This is a genomic window from Enterobacter sp. PP-008-ECC_S150, from assembly GCF_045257065.1.
Lineage (GTDB): Bacteria > Pseudomonadota > Gammaproteobacteria > Enterobacterales > Enterobacteriaceae > Enterobacter > Enterobacter chengduensis.
Genome location: NZ_JBJHHG010000002.1, coordinates 1 through 17,474 on the forward strand (window position 1 = coordinate 1; position 17,474 = coordinate 17,474).

General features: G+C 56.7%; 17 protein-coding genes and 1 pseudogene. 4 read left to right on the plus strand and 14 right to left on the minus strand.

Annotation, left to right across the window (positions count from 1 at the left end):
* Positions 1–118: 118 nt before the first annotated feature.
* The 3 genes and pseudogenes from ACJBF3_RS02690 to ACJBF3_RS02700 form a co-directional block, all read right to left on the minus strand.
* Positions 119–448: pseudogene (locus ACJBF3_RS02690) on the minus strand (DUF3828 domain-containing protein); the annotation flags it as partial.
* Positions 448–810 (minus strand): hypothetical protein, encoded by a 363-nt coding sequence (locus tag ACJBF3_RS02695; RefSeq protein WP_045326505.1) that lies wholly within the window; start codon positions 808–810, stop codon positions 448–450. The gene ACJBF3_RS02695 and the pseudogene ACJBF3_RS02690, both read right to left, overlap by 1 nt.
* A gap of 126 nt (positions 811–936) precedes the next feature.
* Positions 937–1,509, minus strand: a complete 573-nt coding sequence (locus ACJBF3_RS02700) for a flavin reductase family protein (RefSeq protein ID WP_045326503.1) — start codon at positions 1,507–1,509, stop codon at positions 937–939.
* A 108-nt stretch (positions 1,510–1,617) separates the two neighbouring features.
* On the opposite strand from ACJBF3_RS02700, the gene nhoA reads away from it, so the two are divergent.
* A complete protein-coding gene (gene nhoA / locus ACJBF3_RS02705) occupies positions 1,618–2,463 on the plus strand; it encodes an N-hydroxyarylamine O-acetyltransferase (RefSeq protein ID WP_045326501.1) in 846 nt (281 codons plus the stop codon).
* A gap of 130 nt (positions 2,464–2,593) precedes the next feature.
* On the opposite strand, the gene ACJBF3_RS02710 is transcribed toward nhoA, so the two are convergent.
* Positions 2,594–3,169, minus strand: coding sequence for a TetR family transcriptional regulator (locus tag ACJBF3_RS02710; protein WP_045326500.1), 576 nt, complete (start codon positions 3,167–3,169; stop codon positions 2,594–2,596).
* A gap of 116 nt (positions 3,170–3,285) precedes the next feature.
* Between ACJBF3_RS02710 and ACJBF3_RS02715 the strand changes: the two genes are divergently transcribed.
* The gene (locus ACJBF3_RS02715; RefSeq protein ID WP_045326498.1) at positions 3,286–4,773 is read left to right on the plus strand and encodes an MFS transporter; all 1,488 of its coding nucleotides are present in this window, start codon (positions 3,286–3,288) and stop codon (positions 4,771–4,773) included.
* Positions 4,774–4,850: 77 nt separating this feature from the next.
* The gene (locus ACJBF3_RS02720; protein WP_045326497.1) at positions 4,851–6,734 is read left to right on the plus strand and encodes a potassium transporter Kup; all 1,884 of its coding nucleotides are present in this window, start codon (positions 4,851–4,853) and stop codon (positions 6,732–6,734) included.
* A 39-nt stretch (positions 6,735–6,773) separates the two neighbouring features.
* Here ACJBF3_RS02720 and ACJBF3_RS02725 read toward each other — a convergent pair whose 3' ends face one another.
* Genes ACJBF3_RS02725 through ACJBF3_RS02755 form a run of 7 tightly spaced genes read right to left on the minus strand, consistent with a single transcriptional unit; the run spans position 6,774 to position 13,223 of the window.
* On the minus strand, positions 6,774–8,000 hold the full coding sequence (locus tag ACJBF3_RS02725; RefSeq protein WP_045326495.1) for a Zn-dependent hydrolase: 1,227 nt from the start codon (positions 7,998–8,000) through the stop codon (positions 6,774–6,776).
* Complete coding sequence (locus ACJBF3_RS02730) at positions 7,997–8,479, minus strand: L-2-amino-thiazoline-4-carboxylic acid hydrolase (RefSeq protein WP_032640754.1); 483 nt, start codon at positions 8,477–8,479, stop codon at positions 7,997–7,999. Before ACJBF3_RS02730 ends, ACJBF3_RS02725 begins: the two co-directional genes overlap by 4 nt.
* Positions 8,480–8,496: 17 nt before the next feature.
* The gene (locus ACJBF3_RS02735; protein WP_045326494.1) at positions 8,497–9,654 is read right to left on the minus strand and encodes a branched-chain amino acid ABC transporter substrate-binding protein; all 1,158 of its coding nucleotides are present in this window, start codon (positions 9,652–9,654) and stop codon (positions 8,497–8,499) included.
* A gap of 28 nt (positions 9,655–9,682) precedes the next feature.
* Positions 9,683–10,402: an ABC transporter ATP-binding protein gene (locus ACJBF3_RS02740; RefSeq protein ID WP_045326488.1), complete on the minus strand. Its 720-nt coding sequence runs from the start codon at positions 10,400–10,402 to the stop codon at positions 9,683–9,685.
* The gene (locus tag ACJBF3_RS02745; protein ID WP_047723578.1) at positions 10,395–11,162 is read right to left on the minus strand and encodes an ABC transporter ATP-binding protein; all 768 of its coding nucleotides are present in this window, start codon (positions 11,160–11,162) and stop codon (positions 10,395–10,397) included. Before ACJBF3_RS02745 ends, ACJBF3_RS02740 begins: the two co-directional genes overlap by 8 nt.
* The gene (locus ACJBF3_RS02750; protein WP_045326483.1) at positions 11,159–12,265 is read right to left on the minus strand and encodes a branched-chain amino acid ABC transporter permease; all 1,107 of its coding nucleotides are present in this window, start codon (positions 12,263–12,265) and stop codon (positions 11,159–11,161) included. The genes ACJBF3_RS02745 and ACJBF3_RS02750 overlap by 4 nt, the downstream gene beginning before the upstream one ends.
* A gap of 7 nt (positions 12,266–12,272) precedes the next feature.
* Positions 12,273–13,223, minus strand: a complete 951-nt coding sequence (locus tag ACJBF3_RS02755) for a branched-chain amino acid ABC transporter permease (RefSeq protein WP_045326481.1) — start codon at positions 13,221–13,223, stop codon at positions 12,273–12,275.
* Between the two features lie 170 nt (positions 13,224–13,393).
* On the opposite strand from ACJBF3_RS02755, the gene ACJBF3_RS02760 reads away from it, so the two are divergent.
* On the plus strand, positions 13,394–14,338 hold the full coding sequence (locus ACJBF3_RS02760; protein WP_045326479.1) for a LysR substrate-binding domain-containing protein: 945 nt from the start codon (positions 13,394–13,396) through the stop codon (positions 14,336–14,338).
* On the opposite strand, the gene ACJBF3_RS02765 is transcribed toward ACJBF3_RS02760, so the two are convergent.
* The 3 genes from ACJBF3_RS02765 to yddG form a co-directional block, all read right to left on the minus strand.
* Complete coding sequence (locus ACJBF3_RS02765; RefSeq protein WP_045326477.1) at positions 14,328–14,768, minus strand: GFA family protein; 441 nt, start codon at positions 14,766–14,768, stop codon at positions 14,328–14,330. The genes ACJBF3_RS02760 and ACJBF3_RS02765 overlap by 11 nt on opposite strands.
* 77 nt (positions 14,769–14,845) lie before the next feature.
* On the minus strand, positions 14,846–15,928 hold the full coding sequence (gene ompC / locus ACJBF3_RS02770; RefSeq protein WP_045326475.1) for a porin OmpC: 1,083 nt from the start codon (positions 15,926–15,928) through the stop codon (positions 14,846–14,848).
* A 619-nt stretch (positions 15,929–16,547) separates the two neighbouring features.
* Positions 16,548–17,426 carry an aromatic amino acid DMT transporter YddG gene (gene yddG, locus ACJBF3_RS02775; RefSeq protein WP_045326471.1) on the minus strand — a complete coding sequence of 293 codons (879 nt, stop codon included), beginning with the start codon at positions 17,424–17,426 and terminating at the stop codon, positions 16,548–16,550.
* Positions 17,427–17,474: the final 48 nt, after the last annotated feature.

The following is a 17,474-nucleotide window of genomic DNA, read 5'->3' on the forward strand; positions in this document are numbered from 1 at the left end:
CAGGGATGCAATATCTGAATTTTTCAGCCATACGTTACCGGGGATAGCGGGTTTTCTGACGTCCCGAATTAACGATCATTTTCAGGTGCTCAAACCTGCATCTTGAGGTTTATTGGGTATACACATTTGTGCAAACCGCATCAAAGTCAGAATTCAATACCGCGATCTGAGCCCAGTCTTCGTCCCAATCCTGAGATTTGATGAACATATCCGCATCGGGCATATCTTTTTCGTTACTGTCTCCAGAATACATTTCCTTAATTGCAGCAATTGTCCCCGAGGAAACGTAATCTTTCATTATGTCGGGGTTTAATACTGGCGGTTTATTCTGATTTAACTGTGCGATATACCATTGATTAAATTTAAGTGCCACCTGGCCTGGTGCAGAGCTGCTATGCGCGACCGCGTAAGGAAACAGAGCGAAAAGAACGAAGCAGAGTATTTTCATTAGTCATGCCTGAACAGTTCGTAATGAGGATGTATGTTTCGGTAGGCTTGCCCTGGATACAGGGTGCGTTGTACAAAATCGCTGATCCATTGCTGACCGTCGTAGATGCAAACGTGCCCGCTATCGTGACCCACAATATTTTGTATAACGGCAACGTCACCGGCATGGGGTTGATCATATACCAGGCGGAAACCAGCGTTAACCAATGTTCGTCCCATATCTTTTGCCAGACGAGTATTAGGGATCTTTAATCTCCCACCGGTTCTGATCGCTTCGGTGACGTAGTGAGCACAATACCCCGTACTCTTCGGTTGAGCATGTGTTTTGGCATACGAGATTGCGCCATTTTTATTCCATGTCATTGATATTTCCTTAAGGCGAGATTGCTAATACAGCAACTCCGGAAATATCCTCCGTTTAACAACACAATATTAAACATAAAATGCCATAGAAATTTACTATAATTCAGGAAGATATAATTTAGATAATCAATCCGGTGCCTTCACCATCTTCCCGCTCGCCACAAACGTTCCGGCTCCCAGGTGATGCAGCGTATTCAGCTTATCCCCGTCAAACTGCCAGCGTCCGGCGATAAACGCGCGTTCATCGGCTGCCGCTGAAACCACTTCACCAAACAGCGTATCGTATTTTTCTGCCGCAGAGGTGACGGGCAGTAACCGACACTCCATCCACGCCAGACACTTTTCTTCAATCACCGGCAGGCCAAGCTCAGGACCGTTGACGACCGGGATCCCGTAGCAGTTGAATTTGTCCTCATCGCGTCCGCTGACGCTGCCGACCGCGTAAGTCCAGCTGGCCGCCGCTACGCCAGGGATGACGATGCCAAACTTCCCGCTGCGTTCAATCAGCTCGCGCGACCAGGTACTTTTGTCCACCACGATTGCGACGCGCGGCGGCTCAAACTCAACGGGCATTGACCATGCGGCGGCCATCACGTTGCGTCTGTCCTGGCTTTCATCGTGGCTGGTGATCAGCACGGTCGGGCCGTGATTCAGAAGACGGCTGGCATGACGTAATTCAACAGGGCGAAAGTGGCTCATAGGATCTCCTCATCTACTCCGATGATAATGACGAAAAAGCACGTAAATCAAAGTGAGCGCGTAAAATTAGTTTATAACCAGAACACCACAATCAAAGGAAAATGATGCATGTCCCCATTCCTGACCGCCTATTTTGCTCGTATCGCCTGGACGCATCCGGCGCGGGTGGATATTGATACCCTTCGCGCGCTGCATTTACACCACAACTGTGCGATCCCTTTCGAAAATATTGATGTCGTGCTGCCGCGAGAAATTCATCTTGACGATCAATGCCTGGAGGACAAACTGGTGACGGCGCGCCGCGGGGGATACTGCTTTGAGCAAAACGGCCTGCTTGAGCGCGTCTTGCGTGAGATTGGGTTTACGGTGCGCAGCGTGCTCGGGCGAGTGGTTCTGGCGAATCCGTCGCAGATGCCGCCGCGTACGCATCGTCTGCTGCTGGTGGAGCTTAACGGTGAACGCTGGATTGCCGACGTGGGGTTTGGCGGCCAGACGCTGACGGCGCCGATTCGCCTGCTGGCTAACGAAGAACAGGCGACGCCGCACGGGCTGTATCGTCTGCTGAGCGAGGGCAACGACTGGGTGCTGCAGTTCCGTCACCACGAGCACTGGCAGTCGATGTACTATTTTGACCTGACGACGCAGTATTTCAGTGATTACGTGATGGGGAATTTCTGGTCCGCACACTGGCCGCAGTCGCATTTTCGCCACCATCTGCTGATGTGCCGCCATCTGCCTGACGGCGGCAAGCTGACGCTGACCAACTTCAACTTTACCCACTGGCAGAATGGTCATGTGGAGGAGCAGATCCACTTGCCGGATGCGGAGGCTCTGTATCAGCTCATGCAGGAACGTTTTGGCCTTGGGGTTGACGATCCGAAGCACGGCTTTACGCTGGCAGAATTGACGGCGGTGATGGCAGGGTTTGATACGCATCCGCAGGCCGGAAAATAGCCCGGTGGCGGCTACGCCTTACCGGGCCTACAAGGGCTTAAACGTAGGTCGGGTAAGGCGTAGCCGCCACCCGACACAGTCAGCGGCGCTGCCTGGCTTGAGGCCGTGCCCGCACTCATTGTAAACGCTGTTAAAATAACTCGAGCGAAATAAGCTTATCGAGATGCTTATTAAATGCCGCGTCGTCCATTTCTGGCATATTCAATACCGTAATCCCATCCAGGCCACATACCAGGCCTATCAAACGCCAGGCAATATTTTCCGGCCGGTCGGTGAGCGTAAAGGTCCCGGCTTCAGCTCCGCCACGAATAATCGCCACGGTTTCCTGGTGCCACATCTCCATCGTCATGACATAGGCACCCTTTATGTCATCATCGCGGCTGGCCAGGATCTGCGCTTCGCGCCAAAGACGAATATAGGGCTCAAATCTGCCGTCATCGCTGCCGAGCATGCCATGAAGCTGTTCGCGCCATCCGGCCTGTACCCTGGCGACGTCAGCATCCAGCAGTTCGCGGATTAACCGCACGAAGGCCAGCGATTTTAGCTCTCCGCCGGAGGCAAAGTGATGGTGTACCTGTCCGGTTGCCACGCCCGCTTCCGCCGCAACGCGCCGCACCGTCATGGCCCCCAGCCCCTCGGCCAGCGCCACGCGCATAGCGGCCTGTAAGATGGCTTCCCGCCGTTCGTCCTTGCTCAGATATCGCATGTTTACTCACTCTCAATGGGACTGAAACGAGTGTAACAAAAAGCTGGACATGTGTTCAACTTTACGTAGGATCGCATCCTGGACATGTGTCCATGTTTTAGAAAAAAAGGAAATTTATGTTTCGTCAGTGGTTAGCGTTAGTGATTATCGTGCTGGTGTATATCCCGGTGGCGATCGACGCGACGGTGCTGCACGTGGCGGCGCCGACATTGAGCATGACGCTCGGCGCCAGCGGCAATGAATTGCTGTGGATCATCGATATTTACTCGCTGGTGATGGCGGGAATGGTGCTGCCGATGGGCGCGCTGGGTGACCGCATTGGTTTTAAACGATTGCTCATGATTGGCAGCACGCTGTTTGGCCTATCGTCTCTGTCGGCAGCGTTTGCACCGTCAGCAGGGTGGCTGATTGCGGCACGCGCCTCGCTGGCAATTGGTGCGGCGATGATTATTCCGGCGACGCTTGCAGGGATCCGCACGCTGTTTACCGACGCGCGGGATCGTAATATCGCTCTGGGCGTTTGGGCTGCGGTGGGCTCCGGCGGGGCGGCGTTTGGCCCGTTAATCGGCGGTATGCTGCTCGAGCATTTTTACTGGGGCTCGGTGTTTTTGATCAACGTGCCGATCGTGCTGGTGGTGGTGTCGCTGGCCGCGCGCTTCGTGCCGCCTCAGCAGGGGCGTCCGGAGCAGCCGCTGAATATCAGCCATGCCGTAATGCTGATTGTGGCGATATTGCTGCTGGTCTACAGTGCCAAAACCGCCCTGAAAGGCGTCCTGTCACCGTGGATCGTCGCGTCTGCGCTGGTTACCGGTGCGGTGCTGCTGTTCATTTTCGTGCGTATTCAGCTCCGCGCTCGCGTACCGATGATCGACATGCGCCTGTTTTGCCATCGCATCATCCTGAGCGGCGTGGTCATGGCGATGACCGCCATGATTGCCCTCGTCGGGTTTGAGCTTTTGATGGCCCAGGAGCTGCAGTTTGTTCATGGCTTTACGCCGTTTGAAGCGGGCATGTTTATGCTGCCGGTGATGGTTGCCAGCGGGTTCAGTGGGCCAATCGCGGGCGTGCTGGTCGGGCGTTTAGGGCTTCGCATCGTCGCGGCGGGTGGAATGGGGCTCAGCGCCGTGAGCTTTATCGGCCTGTCGACGCTCGACTTCAGCACGCAGCAGTGGCAGGCGTGGGGGCTGATGGTGCTGCTCGGCTTCAGCGCCGCCAGCGCGCTGCTGGCCTCGACCTCGGCCATTATGGCCGCCGCGCCAAAAGAGAAAGCCGCCGCCGCAGGCGCAATTGAAACCATGTCCTATGAGCTGGGCGCCGGGCTGGGGATCGCCATCTTTGGCTTGCTATTGACCCGCAGCTTCTCGGCGTCGATTGAGCTGCCGCAGGGGCTGGATGCCTCGCTCGTCGATAAAGCCTCGTCATCCATCGGTGAGGCGATGAAGGTGGCGCAGGATCTGACGCCGAGCCTGGCGGAACCGGTGATTGAGGCAGCGAAAAGCGCGTTTATCACCTCACACAGCGTGGCGCTGGGCAGCGCGGGGGGAATGCTGCTGTTGCTGGCGGTGGGGATCTGGTTCAGCCTGGCGAAGGTCAATCCGCAGTAAAACAGAGCGCGCGGTTGGCGCGGGTGGGGCAGATGCGCTATGTTTTTTATAGGATTATCTGACTCTTGCTGGAAAATATGAGCCCTCGCCACAGCAGTGAAGCGTCCCAACCGCTCTCCCGGTTAACCCTGCTTGCTGGAGGGGCGCTGGGCGTCGTTTTTGGTGATATTGGCACCAGCCCGCTTTATACCTTCCGGACGGTGCTTTCGCTCTCTGAGCATGACCCGACGCCCGGCGTTATACTCGGCCTGCTCTCCCTGATAACCTGGACACTCATCCTGGTGACGTCCATAAAATATGCCGCCTTTGCCATGCGAATTGATAACCATGGCGAAGGGGGCATCATGGCCCTGATGTCGCTTCTGGTGGAAAAGGGCAAAGGCGGACGCTGGGTCATTTTTTCTGCCCTCATCGGCGCCGCGCTGATATACGGTGACGGCGCAATAACCCCGGCCATCTCCGTCCTGTCTGCCCTCGAAGGGCTGGAAATGGTGTTCCCGGAGTCCCAGCCGTACATACTACCCCTCACGGTGGCGGTTCTGCTGGCGCTGTTTCTTATCCAGCCTTTTGGTACCGCCCGCATAGGGAAAATATTTGGCCCGGTGATGGCGGTGTGGTTTTTGGCGATTGCGGCTCTTGGCGTGCGGGGGATCGTGCAACACCCCTCGGTACTCTTGGCCCTCAATCCCGCGTATGGCATCGCGTTTCTGTTTTCGAACGGGTACACCAGCTTCCTGGTTCTGGGCGGCGTGTTTCTCTGCGTGACGGGTGCCGAAGCCCTGTATGCCGACATGGGGCATTTTGGTAAAAAGCCCATCTGGCTTGCCTGGTACGGCGTCGTCTTTCCTTCGCTGCTGCTCAACTACGCCGGTCAGTCAGCGCTGATTCTGGCAGGTGCCGACAGCAAACAGAATCTTTTCTATACGCTGTGTCCGCCTGCGCTGCAGGTTCCGCTCATCATTCTTGCCGCGCTGGCGACAATCATCGCCAGCCAGGCGATTATTACCGGCGCTTTTTCGATGACGCGCCAGGCCATTCAGCTTGGCTGGCTGCCCCGGTTACGCATCAAACAGACGGCGGCAGAAAGCTACGGCCAGATTTACATCGGGATAATAAACTGGCTGCTGATGGGGGTGACCATCGGGCTGGTGGTGTTCTTTAAATCCTCTGACAAGCTTGCCGCGGCGTACGGCATCGCCGTGTCATTAACCATGCTGATGACCACGGGCCTGCTGTTTGTCGCGATGCGGGAAGTGTGGCGCTGGAGCCTGGTCAGCAGCGCGGTCATTGCCTTCTGTTTCCTGGTGATTGATGCCACCTTCCTGTTTGCCAATCTGATTAAGGTGCTGGAAGGCGGCTATATTCCGCTGCTGATGGCCGCCGCTATTTGTACGGTGATGCTGATCTGGCACCGGGGCGTTAAGGCGGTATCGGCATCGGTGGGCGAGATGGGCGTCAGCGTGGATGCGTTCTTTGCCCAGCTTCAGCAAAAGACGGTGCCCAGAGTGGCGGGCTCCGCCATCTTTTTGACCCGAACCCAGAACAATATCCCGCCGGTCATGCGCTGGCACGTCGCGCGCAACCGGGCGCTACAGCAGGACGTGTTGTCGCTGACCATTGATATTCTCAACGTGCCCTACGTGGGGGAAGAACAGCGTATAAGCGTGGAGCAGCGCGCGCCGGGCTACTGGCACGGCGTGGCGCAGTATGGCTTTATGGAACACCCGGACATCCCGCGGTTGCTGCAGGGCGTCAGCGAGGTCAACGCCATTTTTGCCACGGATGACGCCACCTGGTATGTCGGGCATGAAACCATTGTGGCAGGTGAAGGTGAGGCGGGCATGGCGGCCTGGCAGCGGCACATCTTTGCTTTTATGAAGCGCAACTGCACGCACGTCATCAACCACTATCACCTTCCCAGCGATCGCGTCGTCGAAATCAGCCGACGCGTTGCCGTGTAGATTCAGGCGAAAGCAGAGATCTTCTGCTTTCTCTCCGCTCTATCGCTCAAGCGCCGCAGACAGGACGCTGTGCAATAACACATTCGCACCTTTCTCTGACCACTCCGGCAGGATCCTTTCCGCTTCGTTATGGCTGACGCCCTTCACGCAGGGGATAAAAATCATGCTGGCAGGTGCCACCTTACTGACGTAGCAGGTATCGTGTCCGGCACCGGAGACCATCGATTTTGACGAATAGCCCAGCGCGGCGACGGCGTTTTCCGTACGGGCCAGACAGGCTTCATTAAAGTCGATCGGCGCATAGTCGAAGATGCGCTCGACGTTGGCCGTCACGCCGCGCGCGGCCAGGTTTTTTGTGGCTACGTGCAGCGCGGCTTCCATGGCTTCAAGTGCGTCCTGTGAAGGGTGGCGAAACTCCACGCTGCATTCCACTCGCGAAGGGACAACGTTACGCGAGTTCGGCGTAACCTGCGCCATGCCGATGGTGGCGCGTCCGTCCGGCGAAAATTGATACCCAATCTCCTCCACGTTCAGCGCCAGCCCGGCGAAGGCGATAACCGCATCGCGGCGGCTGTGCATCGGTGTCGTTCCCGCATGGGCGGCAAAACCGTCGAGCGTTACCGTAAACCAGCGCTGGCCCATGGCCGCCCGCACCAGCCCGATGTCGATCTCTTCCTCTTCGAGGATCGGCCCCTGCTCAATATGCAGCTCATAGCAGGCGTGAACCGGAAATGCGCGGGCAGGGCGTTCGCCGCGATAGCCAATCGCTTCCAGCGCCTCGCGAACGGTTATCCGTTGGTTGTCCATCCTGGCGTATGCAAAGTCTTCCGTGAGCTGGCCTGCCCAGACGCCGGAGGCCAGCATCGCCGGGGCAAAGCGCGCGCCTTCTTCGTTGGTCCAGTTGACCAGCACGACGTCGCGCTCGGTTTCAATCGCGTTATCGTTCAGCGTGCGCAGCAGCTCCAGCCCGGCCAGCACGCCGTAGACCCCGTCGTAGTTTCCGCCCAGCGGCTGGGTATCCAAATGGGAACCCGTGATGACTGGGGCAAGCTGCGGGTTTTGCCCCGCGCGACGGATAAACATATTGCCCATGCTGTCGATATCGCAGGTGAATCCTGCCTCCAGCGCCCAGTCGCGCAGCAGGTTGCGCGCAATACGATCTTCCTCGCTCAGTGCCAGACGGGTGACGCCACCGGCGGGGGTGCCGCCAATCTGCGCCATCATCTCTAGCGTTGACCACAGCCGTTCGGCGTTGACGCGGATCATGTCTTGTCCTTAGCGCTGCGGTAGCGGAAATCACAGCACGCACCGCCCTGCATGATGGTGGTCGTGCGGGTCAGCTTCACGTCCGGCGCATAGCCAACGATAAACTTTTCATCGCGCGCGCAGGAGAGAAGATGACCAATCTCGCCCAGCCCCATTTCATGATACATCTCCGCGTAGCGGCAGCGGGTCACGTTGTAGTTGTACTGCTGGTCGTCGGCGTCGAGCACCTTTACCTCCAGCGCGTTATCTTTCTCCCACAGATACTGCAGGGCGATAAAGCTCTTTACGTCCGCGCCGTTGGGCTCTTTGCTGGCAAACGCTTTGCCTGCGTCAATTGCCGCCTGTTCAATCGCCTCGCCGATGACCGCCTGGGCGCGGGTTTTTCCGATCTCGCGCACCAGGATTTCATAAATTGGCTTAATAATTTCTGCTTCAATTTTGCGGCGGGCGAGAATGCCCAGCTCGTTATTATCACTCATCACATTGCCTCGCTGCGTTACTTCGCTTTTGCGCCGCCCAGCACGGTCTGCGGCAGCCATTTACCCTCGACAACTTTGTAGACGGTGAACGACGGCGACTTCAGGTTGCCATCTTTATCAAACGCGATCTGTCCGGTGACGCCGGAGTAGCTAATGCCGCGCAGGGCTGGCAGATACTCGGACGGATCGACGGAGTCTGCTTTTTCCATCGCCGCAACCAGCACGCGGGTGGCGTCATAGGCGAACGGCGCGTGCAGTTCGATATGGGTGTGGTAGCGGGACTGATAGGCCTGCTCGAAAGCCTTTCCACCCGGCATCTGGTCGACGGGCAGGCCCGGCTCCAGCGCGACCACGCCTTCGCCTTCTTTCTGCGCCAGCTTCAGGAACGTCTGGCTGACAAATCCGCCCGCGCCCATCAGCGTGGCGTTCATGCCCAGCTGTTTGATGCGGCGCGCCAGCGGTGCGGCCTGGCTGTCGACGCCGCCGAAGAAGATCAGATCGGCGTTTTTGCTGCGAATGGCGGTCAGCACGGCGCTGAAGTCCACCGTTTTGTCATCCACGTACTGACGGTCGACAACCTTCACGCCCTGCGCTTCAAGCGACTTAATAAACTGGTCCGCCAGGCCCTGACCGAAGGCGGTACGGTCGTCGATCACCGCAATGCGCTTGGCTTTCAGGGTATTCACCGCGTACTGGCCTGCGAGCTGGCCGCCGTCGTCATCGTGGCCCATCACGCGGAAGCTGGTATCAAAACCCTGTTGCGTATAGGCGTGACCGGTCGCGACCGGTGCGACCTGCGCGATGCCGGCATCGTGATAGACGCGGGCTGCCGGAATACTGGTGCCGGTGTTCCAGTGACCCACGACGCCCGCGACGCCGCTATCCACCAGACGCTGCGCGACGGCCACGGCGGTACGCGGGTCGGACTGATCGTCTTCGGACTGCAGTTTGAAGGTCACCGCTTTGCCGCCGATGGTCGGGTGCTGCTTGTTAATATCGTCAATGGCCAGCTGCGCGCCGTTCTCCAGATCTTTACCGATACGGGCAGACGGGCCGGTGAGCGGGCCCGCCAGGCCGATAACCACGGTTTCGCTGTCAGCGGCCCATGTTGTCGTTGAGGCAAAGCCGCTGAGCAGAATAGCGGCGCTGAGGGCACTGATTTTTACTGTTTTCATTGTATTCCCCTGATGTTGGCTGGTGTTGTTAAACGGGCATTTCGCCCAAATAAATCTGTGCAATCTGGTCGTCATTGAGCAACGCTTTCGATTCGCCGTGATGGACAATGCTGCCGCTGTCCATCACCCACGCGCTGTCGGTCACCTCCAGCGCGAGTCGGGCGTTTTGTTCGATGAGCAGCAGGGCGACGCCGCGCTCGCGCAGGCCGGCAATGACGGCAAAAATGTTCTCGACCATCTTCGGCGCAAGGCCCATTGAGGGTTCGTCGAGAATGAGCAGACGCGGCTGGCTGAGCAGGGCGCGGTTAAGGGCAAGCAGCTGTTGCTCGCCGCCGGAAAGCAGGCCGGCAAGCTGATGCTGGCGTTCGCCCAGGCGCGGAAAGCGCTCGAAAATGGCATTCATCTCCCGCCTGACGGTGACAGTGTCACGCCTGAGCCAGGCGCCCATCTGCAGGTTTTCCAGTACCGTCATGCGTGAGAAGATCCCACGGCCTTCCGGGACCATCACCAGCCCGTCGCGAAGCAGGGCTTCAGGCCTGTGCTTGCGTACCGCTTTTCCGTTGAATTCAATACGGCCGCTGAAGTTTTCCAGACCGGTAATGGCGCGCACGGTGGAGCTTTTCCCCGCGCCGTTAGCGCCAATCAGGGTAGCCTGTTCGCCCTCGCGCAGGGTAAAAGAGACATCGCGTACGGCCTGAATACCGCCGTAATGCACGTCCACACGTTCCACCTTCAATAATTCAGACATGGGCGTTGCCTCCAAGCCAGGCGGCAATCACTGCCGGGTCGCGACGGACGCTTTCCGGCGTGCCGCTGGCGAGCGTTTTGCCGTAATCCAGCACCGTCAGGCGATCGCAGATGCCCATCACCAGCTTAACGTCATGCTCAATCATCAGCAGGGTTTTACCGTCATCGCGAAGGCGGATAAGCAGCTCGCCGAGCGCCACTTTTTCCGCCGCGTTCATCCCGGCGGCGGGTTCGTCCAGCGCCAGCAGCAGCGGATCGGTTGCCAGCGCGCGGGCAATTTCAAGGCGACGCTGATGACCGTAGGCCAGATCGCAGGCGCGATAGTGGGCGAATTTCGCAATCCCGGTATACTCCAGCCAGTGCCAGGCCTGTTCGCGGGTCTGCGTCTCTTCCGCGCGAGCGCGTTTATGGCGGCTCAGCGCGGCCCACAGGCCGTTACGGGTGCGCACGTGACGACCCACCATCACGTTTTCCAGCACCGACATGTCTTTGAAGAGGCGCACGTTCTGGAAGGTTCGCGCAATCCCGGCTGCGGTCACTTTCTCAATGTGCTTTGGAAAATAGGGCCTGTCGGCAATCGAAAACTCGCCGCTGTCCGCCGGGTAAAGCCCGGTGATCAGGTTAAAGCAGGTGGTTTTCCCCGCCCCGTTAGGGCCAATCAGCCCGTAGATCTCGCCCTTGTTTACGGTAATTGAAACGTCATCCACGGCGGTAAGGCCGCCGAAGCGTTTTGACATGTTGCGAACGGTTAACAGGCTCATGCCTTCACCTCCTTGTGGCGCACCGGCCAGATCCCGGATGGGCGCACCAGCATGACCAGCACCAGCGCCAGGCCGTAGAACAGCTGACGTAACACTTCCGGATCAATCAGCACCGTGCCGAACAGCGCCTGCTGAACCGGGGCCGCCTGGCTGCGCAGCAGTTCCGGTAGGGCGGTAAGCAGTATTGCGCCGAGGATCACCCCCGGAATGTGTCCCATCCCGCCCAGCACCACCATCGCCAGCACGGCAATGGATTCCTGTAACGTGAAGGATTCCGGGGAGACGAAGCCCTGAAACGCGCCGAACAGAGCACCCGCCACGCCGCCAAAAGAAGCACCCATCGCAAAGGCCAGCAGCTTATAGTTGCGCACGTTGATGCCCATCGCGCGGGCCACATCCTCATCTTCACGGATGGCGTGCCAGGCGCGGCCAATGCGCGAATGCTGCAGGCGCAGGCAGACAAAAATAATCGCCACAATTACCAGCATCAGCAGGTAGTACCACAGCCACAGCGCGGGCACCTTGAATCCGAACCAGTGGTAGACGCCGCTGAACTTCAGGCCAAACAGATTCAGCGTATCTACCCCGGTAATGCCCTTTGCACCGTTGGTGATGTTGACCGGACGGTCGAGGTTGCGCATCAGGATGCGGATGATTTCACCGAAGCCGAGGGTCACTATCGCCAGATAGTCCCCGCGCAGCTTCAGCGTCGGGGCACCCAGCAGAATGCCGCAGACAGCCGCTACCAGCGCGGCCAGCGGAATAATCAGCAGATAGGAGGTGTGCAGCCCGCCGGGGAACCAGACGCCGAGGATCGGAAACACCTCCAGCAGGTGTGGGGAGGCCATCAGCGCCGCGAGGTAGGCGCCCACCGCGTAAAACGCGATAAACCCCATATCCAGCAGGCCGGTATAGCCCACCACAATGTTGAGCCCCAGCGCCAGCATGATGTAGAGCAGAGCGAAGTCGATAACGCGCACCCAGTAGTTGCCGCCGATCTGCGTGGCCACCACGGGCGCAACCAGCAGCGCGAGGCAGAACAGGATCATACCTGACCAGAATTTACGCGTTGCCGTCGGAATTTGTAGTTGAAGCGTTGTCATCATTTCCTCATGCCCTGTGCGCCACGCGCTCGCCCAGAAGTCCTGCCGGACGGAAGACCAGCACCAGAATAAGGACCATAAAGGCAAAGACGTCCTGATAGTTGCTGCCAAAGACGCCGTGGGTCAGTTCCCCCAGATAACCTGCGCCCAGCGCTTCAATTATGCCGAGCAGGATCCCGCCAATCATGGCGCCGCGAATGTTGCCAATTCCCCCCAGCACGGCGGCGGTAAAGGCTTTAATTCCCGGCAAAAAGCCCATCGAGAAGCTGGCGTTGCCGTAGTTGCTCGCCATCATGACGCCTGCCAGCGCGGCAAACACGCCGCCAACGGCGAACGTCAGCGTAATAATCGCGTTGGGGTTTACCCCCATCAGCGTGGCCACGCGCGGGTTTTCCGCCACGGCGCGCATGCCGCGGCCCAGGCGGGTGTATTCCACCAGCAGCCACAGCCCGAGCATCACCGTCAGCGCCAGCGCCACGGTAACCATGCCGGTGACGGTCACAATGGCAGGAGGATGCATGTCACTGCCTGACGTCACGGCGATCGGATCCATGGGCAGGATCTGCGGGAACATCAGCGGGTTGCGGGTCCATATAATCATCGCCACGGTTTGCAGCAGGACCGAAACGCCAATACCCGAGATCAGCGGTGCCAGGCGCGGGGCGTTGCGCAGCCGACGGTAGGCAAAGCGCTCCACGGCCATCGCCAGCAGGGCGCAAACGGCCATGGCAATCACCAGGGCCACGCCAAGCTGCAGCAGCTGAGGCATGTGGGGGAAGGTGGCATTCAGGGCGTTAAGGGCGGATAGCGTGGTGAGCGCGCCGACCATCAGAATATCGCCGTGGGCAAAGTTAATAATGCGCAAGATGCCATACACCATGGTATAGCCCAGCGCGATCAGCGCATAAATGCTTCCCAGCATTACGCCGTTGATCAGTTGTTGTATGAGTGTATCCAACGTCTGTACCCGCAAAGTGCTCTTTCTGCGGCTACCATCCGATAAATGAATTAAATTGTAAAATACACATATATTATTTCTTATGATAAACCGATATTGCTTTATCTTTATGATTTATATAAACATAATAAAATCATGTTTTCTGGTAAAAAGCCTAAAGAAATCAACATATGAATAAAACAGAACAGTCGGCTGCGCTATCTGCGTATGCAGACAGTCGCCTGGCAAACGATCCGCCGCTTCGGGCCGTCCGGGCCTTTGAGGCCATCGCTCGCCTTGGCAGCGTAACGCTGGCCGCGCAGGAGCTGGATATCTCCCCGTCGGCCGTCAGTCATCAGCTCAAGGTGCTTGAAGGGTATCTGCAAATGCCGCTAACGGAGCGTCAGGGGCGCAGGCTGGCGCTGAGCCAGCATGGCCGTGAATATTACCGCTCGATCCGCGCGGCGTTTAACGTGCTGCGCCAGGCGACGGAGCATCTGGCGGAGCAGGCGCAAACGCGTCAGGTCACCATCAGCCTGATCCCGCTTTTTGGCATGGGGTGGTTTATCCCGCGTTTGCCCGCGTTTATGCGCGCCAACCCGCAGACCGAGATCAACGTGGTGTATGCCAACCATCGTAACTATCTGAGCGACGCATCGGACATGTCGATCCGTTTCGGCAACGGGCAGTGGGCGGGCTATCAGAGTGAAAAACTGATTTCCGGCAAGATGGTGCCGGTGTGCAGCCGGGCGTTTTTGCGCATTCATGGCCATATCGACACCCCTGAGCAGCTGCTGCAAATGCCGCTGCTGCACGATGAGGAGCGCACCACCTGGCCGCAGTGGTTTCAGCAGCAGGGGGAAAAACGACCTCTCCGGCGCAGCGGTCCTCTGTTTGAAGACGGGCTGTTGACGCTGGCAGGCGTGCAGGCGGGGCTGGGCTGCGCGCTGATGCGTGAGCCGCTGATTGCGCCTTATCTGGAGAGCGGCGAGCTGGTGAAGATATTTGACTTACCCATAGACGACGGGCGCGACTATTACCTCTGCGTGCGTTCAGATTCAGAAATGACCGAGGACGGCAAGCTGCTGCAAAGCTGGCTGCGTCGGGCTGCGAGCGTTGAACCGTCTACGACGTAAGCAGGCAGTGTTTATCCAGCGCTTCAATTTCCGATCCGCTGTAGCGCGCGTATTGTCCGGTCAGGCCAAAAAACGCAGGCTGGGTTTCGGTGTAGATTTCTGCGGCAAGCACCAGTCGGCGTCGTTCGTCCTCGCTCATCTCAAGCAGCGTCCAGGGAATGAAATAGCGCGATGTGGAGGTGAGCTTGAACCACAGCGGGCAGCCGCAGCCGGGACAGAACCAGCGCTCGCCGCGCGCGGAGGACGCAAAATGAGAGGGGGAAATGGAATCTTGCTCCACAAGCGGCTGGCCCTGCGTCTCAAGATACATGGCAATGCCACCCGACCATTTCTGGCATTGCGTGCAGTGACATGCGTATACGTCAAAATTGTTGAGGCTCGCGCTGAACTGACTCATTCCGCACAAGCAGCGTCCTTTGAATATGTGCATGGCGTACTCCTTTTTGACGCCAGAAATCCGTATAAAAAAAGCCAGCCGCAGGGGCTGGCCTTTTATCGTGACAAATCTTAGAACTGGTAAGTCAGGCCAACCGCTACGATGTTGTCGGTAGCAACGCCAGTTGCTTTGGTGAAGCTGTTGTCGTCAACCAGGTTGATTTTGTAATCAACATAGGTAGACATGTTCTTGTTGAAGTAGTAGCTCGCGCCAACGTCAATGTATTCAACCAGATCCTGGTCGCCGTATGAACCCAGGTCTTTACCTTTGGATTTCAGGTAAGCGATGGATGGACGCAGGCCGAAGTCGAACTGGTACTGAGCAACAACTTCGAAGTTCTGAGCTTTGTTCGCGATATAACCGTCACCGAAGTTGGTCATGTTGCGGGTTTCAGAATAGGTGGTTGCCAGGTAGATGTTGTTCGCATCGTATTTCAGGCCAGCAGCCCATACTTCTGCGTTCTCGCCGCCAGCGTTAACGGTGTTCGCGACGCGACCAGCAGCAACCTGACGGTCGGTACGGTCAGATTTCGCGTAGGTTGCACCAACAGCGAAGCCGTTCATTTCATAGGTGGAAGACAGACCCCAGCCGTCACCGTTCGCTTCGGTGATGTCGCGGTTGTCATTTTTACCCTGGTACTGAGCGGCAAAGTTCAGACCGTCAACCAGACCGAAGAAGTCGGTGTTACGGTAGGTTGCAACGCCAGTGGTACGGCCAGTCATGAAGCCATCGGTCTGAGTCCAGGTATCGCCACCGAACTCTGGCAGTACGTCAGTCCATGCGCCGATGTCGTAAGCAACACCGTAGTTACGACCGTAGTCGAATGAACCGAATTCGTTGAATTTCAGACCCGCGAATGCCAGACGGGTTTTGCTGCCGTCAGTACCCTGGGATTCAGAACGGTTGCCTTTGAACTCATATTCCCACTGGCCGTAACCGGTCAGCTGATCGTTGATCTGAGTTTCGCCCTTGAAGCCCAGACGAACGTAAGTTTTGTCGCCGTCGTTCTTAGCATCATCAGAGAAATAGTGCAGACCTGTAACTTTACCGTACAGATCCAGCTTGTTACCGTCTTTGTTATAAATTTCAGCCGCGTTTACAACGCCTGCTGCCAACATGGAAGTCACTGCCACTGCAACTAATTTAAGTTTCATCTTAAATATTCCTTATAATTTTCTTTGGTATTTCCTGAGCCACTTTGAACGATTTCTAAACGAGGCTTATCGTCAATGGCATGGTATTTTTAAAAATCTTGTAGTCCTATTTCAATAATAAGTTTCAAATTATTAGCAATAATTTCAGTTAGTGTGATCGGGATCGGATAAATGGCTGTGACAGAGCATGAAATGATGAATATTTCATCAATTTTGCGGCTGATTGATTGTTATGAATATAATTTCATTGCGGTTTTATAAAAAGTGGTAATTATCGGTATTTTCGTTTCTTTAAAAGGGGTTAAGCCTCATCTGAAAGTTAACTACTTGTTTTTAACTCAGCACCATGCGGAATTTCCGTTCTATCAAGCGAAATAAACAGAAACATACTATTGCACTTTGTGCTATTAATCTCGTGAGTATTTGCAGGGAACTAATCACCCTTGGGTGTCAATTTATGTCAACTGAAGGAAATGGGAAATTACGAAAGGACGCTACTATAAACAGAATTTAAACGCGCGCTCTACTGGCGGGGGAAATATTTTGGCGCGCGCTCACATATTAAAACTATGTTAATTTTTTGCTGCCGAAATGAATATTATCGACAGCAAAACCACAATTATTTTCGCGTGGCGTACCAGCAGAGCAACGACCCGGCGCAGACCATCAGCGCGCCTTGCCAGAACGAGAATGAGAGGGGGGAACTTAGCACTGCGGCGGCGAGCGCGGCTGAGAGGACGGGGGTAAAATAGGATACGGCAGCCAGCACCGTAACGTTACCGTGAAGAATGCCAATATTCCATGCGGCGTAACCAAACCCAAGCGCAATACCGCACATGACGAGTTTCACCACCACCGGCAGCGTGAACACCATCTCGGGCTGTTCGCTCAGGGCATATTTTACCCACAGGCTCAGCGCGGTCAGCAGTACAAACAGGGTGATGCCGTTTTGTCCTTTCGCAAATTTGCTGGTGACCGTGCAGTAGGCGGCCCAGATAAATGCCCCGGCAAACGCCAGCGCATAGCTCAACGGGCTCGAAACGATATTGCGGGTGATTTCATCAAGGTGTAAACCCTGTTCACCGCCCAATACCCAGCAGACGCCCAGCAATGAGATGGCTAAGCCGGGGATCACCCACAGGGTAGATTTCTGTCCATTGAACATGATGGCAAACACAATCGTCAGGCTTGGCCAGAGATAATTCACCATACCGACTTCAATCGCCTGAGCGCGCGTTGCGGCGTAGCCCAGCGACAGCGCCAGGCATATTTCGTAGCTGACAAACAAAACGCTGCCTGCAATAAGATAGCGGGGGGAAAACCGCCTGATATCAGGAAATCCTACCGTCACCAGACACAATAATCCGCTGAGGGTGTAGATCATCGCTGCACCGCCTACCGGGCCCAGGCCCTCGCTCACGCTGCGAATAAGACCGACCATGGTGCTCCATAACACTATGGCCGCCAGCCCAATAAGCGTTGCTCTTTTTCTGTCCATTACTTAGCCATTGCAATAAAAATCAAAGGAAAAATGTATCGCATTCAT

Excerpts from the sequence above, each read along its gene's own strand:
- yddG (WP_045326471.1), bottom strand. The coding sequence starts at position 17,426 with ATGGACAGAAAAAGAGCAACGCTTATTGGGCTGGCGGCCATAGTGTTA.
- ACJBF3_RS02750 (WP_045326483.1), bottom strand. The coding sequence starts at position 12,265 with ATGACAACGCTTCAACTACAAATTCCGACGGCAACGCGTAAATTCTGG.
- ACJBF3_RS02725 (WP_045326495.1), bottom strand. The coding sequence starts at position 8,000 with ATGATCCGCGTCAACGCCGAACGGCTGTGGTCAACGCTAGAGATGATG.
- ompC (WP_045326475.1), bottom strand. The coding sequence starts at position 15,928 with ATGAAACTTAAATTAGTTGCAGTGGCAGTGACTTCCATGTTGGCAGCA.
- ACJBF3_RS02710 (WP_045326500.1), bottom strand. The coding sequence starts at position 3,169 with ATGCGATATCTGAGCAAGGACGAACGGCGGGAAGCCATCTTACAGGCC.
- ACJBF3_RS02730 (WP_032640754.1), bottom strand. The coding sequence starts at position 8,479 with ATGAGTGATAATAACGAGCTGGGCATTCTCGCCCGCCGCAAAATTGAA.
- ACJBF3_RS02720 (WP_045326497.1), top strand. The coding sequence starts at position 4,851 with ATGAGCCCTCGCCACAGCAGTGAAGCGTCCCAACCGCTCTCCCGGTTA.
- ACJBF3_RS02740 (WP_045326488.1), bottom strand. The coding sequence starts at position 10,402 with ATGTCTGAATTATTGAAGGTGGAACGTGTGGACGTGCATTACGGCGGT.
- ACJBF3_RS02695 (WP_045326505.1), bottom strand. The coding sequence starts at position 810 with ATGACATGGAATAAAAATGGCGCAATCTCGTATGCCAAAACACATGCT.
- ACJBF3_RS02735 (WP_045326494.1), bottom strand. The coding sequence starts at position 9,654 with ATGAAAACAGTAAAAATCAGTGCCCTCAGCGCCGCTATTCTGCTCAGC.
- ACJBF3_RS02760 (WP_045326479.1), top strand. The coding sequence starts at position 13,394 with ATGAATAAAACAGAACAGTCGGCTGCGCTATCTGCGTATGCAGACAGT.
- ACJBF3_RS02715 (WP_045326498.1), top strand. The coding sequence starts at position 3,286 with ATGTTTCGTCAGTGGTTAGCGTTAGTGATTATCGTGCTGGTGTATATC.
- ACJBF3_RS02765 (WP_045326477.1), bottom strand. The coding sequence starts at position 14,768 with ATGCACATATTCAAAGGACGCTGCTTGTGCGGAATGAGTCAGTTCAGC.
- ACJBF3_RS02745 (WP_047723578.1), bottom strand. The coding sequence starts at position 11,162 with ATGAGCCTGTTAACCGTTCGCAACATGTCAAAACGCTTCGGCGGCCTT.
- nhoA (WP_045326501.1), top strand. The coding sequence starts at position 1,618 with ATGTCCCCATTCCTGACCGCCTATTTTGCTCGTATCGCCTGGACGCAT.
- ACJBF3_RS02700 (WP_045326503.1), bottom strand. The coding sequence starts at position 1,509 with ATGAGCCACTTTCGCCCTGTTGAATTACGTCATGCCAGCCGTCTTCTG.